This is a genomic window from Pseudomonas fluorescens (assembly GCF_902497625.1).
GTDB lineage: Bacteria > Pseudomonadota > Gammaproteobacteria > Pseudomonadales > Pseudomonadaceae > Aquipseudomonas > Aquipseudomonas fluorescens_BQ.
This window is the reverse complement of record NZ_CABVGX010000102.1, coordinates 1-2,485: the sequence shown is the minus strand read 5'-3', so window position 1 is coordinate 2,485 and position 2,485 is coordinate 1. Positions and strand designations below refer to the sequence as shown.

Sequence of the window (2,485 nt, the reverse complement as noted above, 5' to 3'; positions counted from 1 at the left end):
CTGCTGGCCCGCGTGCGTGCCGTGTTGCGCCGCGTCGATGATCGCCGCCCGCTGGCGCAGGAACGCCCCCGGCCGCTGATCGACTTCGCTGACTGGCACCTGGACGTCACCCGCCGCGAATTGCGCTCGCCAGACAACGTGATGATCCCGCTCTCGGCCGGCGAATTCGATTTGCTGTTGGTCTTCGTCGAGCACCCCCAGCGCATCCTCACCCGCGAGCAGCTGCTGGACCTGGCGCGTGGGCACTGCCACGACGCGTTTGATCGCAGCATCGACGTCCAGGTCAGCCGCTTGCGGCGCAAGCTCGAGTCCGACACCAAACGCCCGGCGATGATTCGCACCGTGCGCAACGGCGGCTATCTGTTCACCCCCAGCGTGACCCGGCGATGAGATGGCTGAAATGGATTCGCCGCGACACGGTGGCGCGCTGGATCGCCTTGACGATCCTCTTGGCAATGCTGATTTCGCTGGTGCTCAACGGCCTGTTCATCCAGCTGGCGGGCGTGTGGGCGCGTCCGTCGCTGACGGAAATCGGCTTGCTGGAAAAGGCTGCCGCCGTCACTCGCATCATCGAAGCGGCCCCGGTTCCGTTGCGTGGCCAGTTGACCCTGGCCGCCAGCGAAGAGGGCTTTGTCGTCAGTTGGCACCGTGATCGACAGGGGCTGAATCTGCCCCCCGTGGAGGACCAGATTTCCGAGGACGGCGCGAAAATTCTGCAGCCGTTGCTCAATTCCGCGAACCGACGCATCGAAACCTACGAGCCCAGTGACTGGCCCGAGCCCGCGGCAGATGCGCGATACGCGCTGTTGATAGAGCTGACCGATGGCTCGTGGCTGATTTTCTCCCCGCCCACCCGCAGCTGGGGCCTGGATGAAACGCCGCGAGTGCTGATCATCATTTTACTGGCGCTGATTTCCACTGCACTGGTCGCCCTGATTGCCACACGCCGTCTCGCCACGCCCCTGCAACACTTCAGCGAAGGCGCCCGGCGTTTCGGTGTCGACTTTCGCGCCCCACCCATCGAGCCGCTCGGCCCGCAGGAAATCCGTCAGGCGATCGTTGCCTTCAACGCCATGCAGGCCCAACTGCAACACTTTATCCGCGACCGCACGCAAATGCTTGCCGCCATCTCCCACGACCTGCGCGCCCCGTTGACGCGAATGCGACTGCGCGGCGAATTCATCGAAGATGCCGGGCAACAGCAGCGCCTTTTCAGCGACGTGGATGAAATGCAGGCGATGATCAATTCGGCGCTCGATTTTTTCCGCGACGACGCGCGACTGGAACCGGCCACGCACTTTGACTTGGCGGAACTGCTGCAAACGTTGCTGGATGATTACCGTGATCAAGGTGCCGACATTGCGTTTGAAGGGCCCGCGCGACTGGTGTATTTCGGGCGGCCGTCCGGGCTCAAGCGCGTGATGACCAATCTGCTGGATAACGCGATCAAGTACGCCACCGAACCGGCTGTCGAACTGTTTCCCTCGGCGGGGGAAGTGCGGATCAAAGTACTGGATTGCGGGCCGGGAATTGCGCAAGACAGCCTCGAACAGGTGTTCGCACCGTTCTTCCGCATGGAAGGCTCGCGAAACAAAAGCACCGGCGGTGTGGGTTTGGGATTATCCGCAGCACGTGCGATTGTGTTGGAACATGGCGGCGAACTAACGCTGCGTAATCGCTCAATCGTTGGCCTGGAAGCGCTGGTGGTACTGCCCGTGCATTCGGCTTAGCTGTTCATTTGAAAACAGGGAATTACAGATGATTGATTTCAACAACAAAGGCTTTTTCAAGCTCAAGCAGAACGACGAATATGCAGAGCGCGTCACCGCACTGTTGCTGGATGGCGAGCAAGTCATCGACTCCTACAAATCCATGCGCGACGGCGTCGTGTTTACCAACAAACGCATCATCGCGGTCAACGTGCAGGGCCTGACCGGCAGCAAGAAGGATTTCACCTCGTTGCCGTACAAAAACATCGTGGCGTACTCGGTCGAAACGTCCGGCACGTTTGATCTGGATTCCGAGCTCGAGATCTATTTCTCGTCGCTGGGTCGAGTGAAGTTCGAGTTCACTGGCAGGACCTCAATGGTCGAGATCTCCAAATTGATCTCCCAGCATCTGCTCTAAAATCTTCATTTCAACCACAATACAAACCCTGTGGGAGCGTACTCCAGTTCGGATTCGGCTATGCCTATTATGGGGGCTCACTCCCACAGTGTCTGGATGCATACTCCAGTTCGGATTCGACTATGCCTATTGTGGGGGCTCACTCCCACAGTGTCTGGATGCGTCCTCCAGTTCGGATTCGGCTATGCCTATTGTGGGGGCTCACTCCCACAGTGTCTGGATGCATACTCCAGTTCGGATTCGACTATGCCCATTGTGGGAGCGAGCCTGCTCGCGAAGAGGCCAGCACATTCAACATCACTGTTGGCCGGCTTGACGCCATCGCGAGCAGGCTCACTCCCACAGTGTCTGGATGCGT

3 protein-coding genes are annotated in these 2,485 nt (G+C 59.6%); all 3 read left to right on the top strand.

Features of this window, described 5'->3' with window-relative positions:
• Nucleotides 1-390, top strand: a 390-nt coding sequence (locus F8N12_RS27335; protein ID WP_191623236.1) for a winged helix-turn-helix domain-containing protein, incomplete at its 5' end; no start/stop codon positions are given.
• A complete protein-coding gene (locus tag F8N12_RS27330) occupies nucleotides 387-1,730 on the top strand; it encodes an ATP-binding protein (protein WP_150583124.1) in 1,344 nt (447 codons plus the stop codon). The genes F8N12_RS27335 and F8N12_RS27330, both read left to right, overlap by 4 nt.
• Before the next feature lie 28 nt (nucleotides 1,731-1,758).
• A complete protein-coding gene (locus F8N12_RS27325; protein WP_150583123.1) occupies nucleotides 1,759-2,127 on the top strand; it encodes a PH domain-containing protein in 369 nt (122 codons plus the stop codon).
• Nucleotides 2,128-2,485 lie beyond the last annotated feature (358 nt).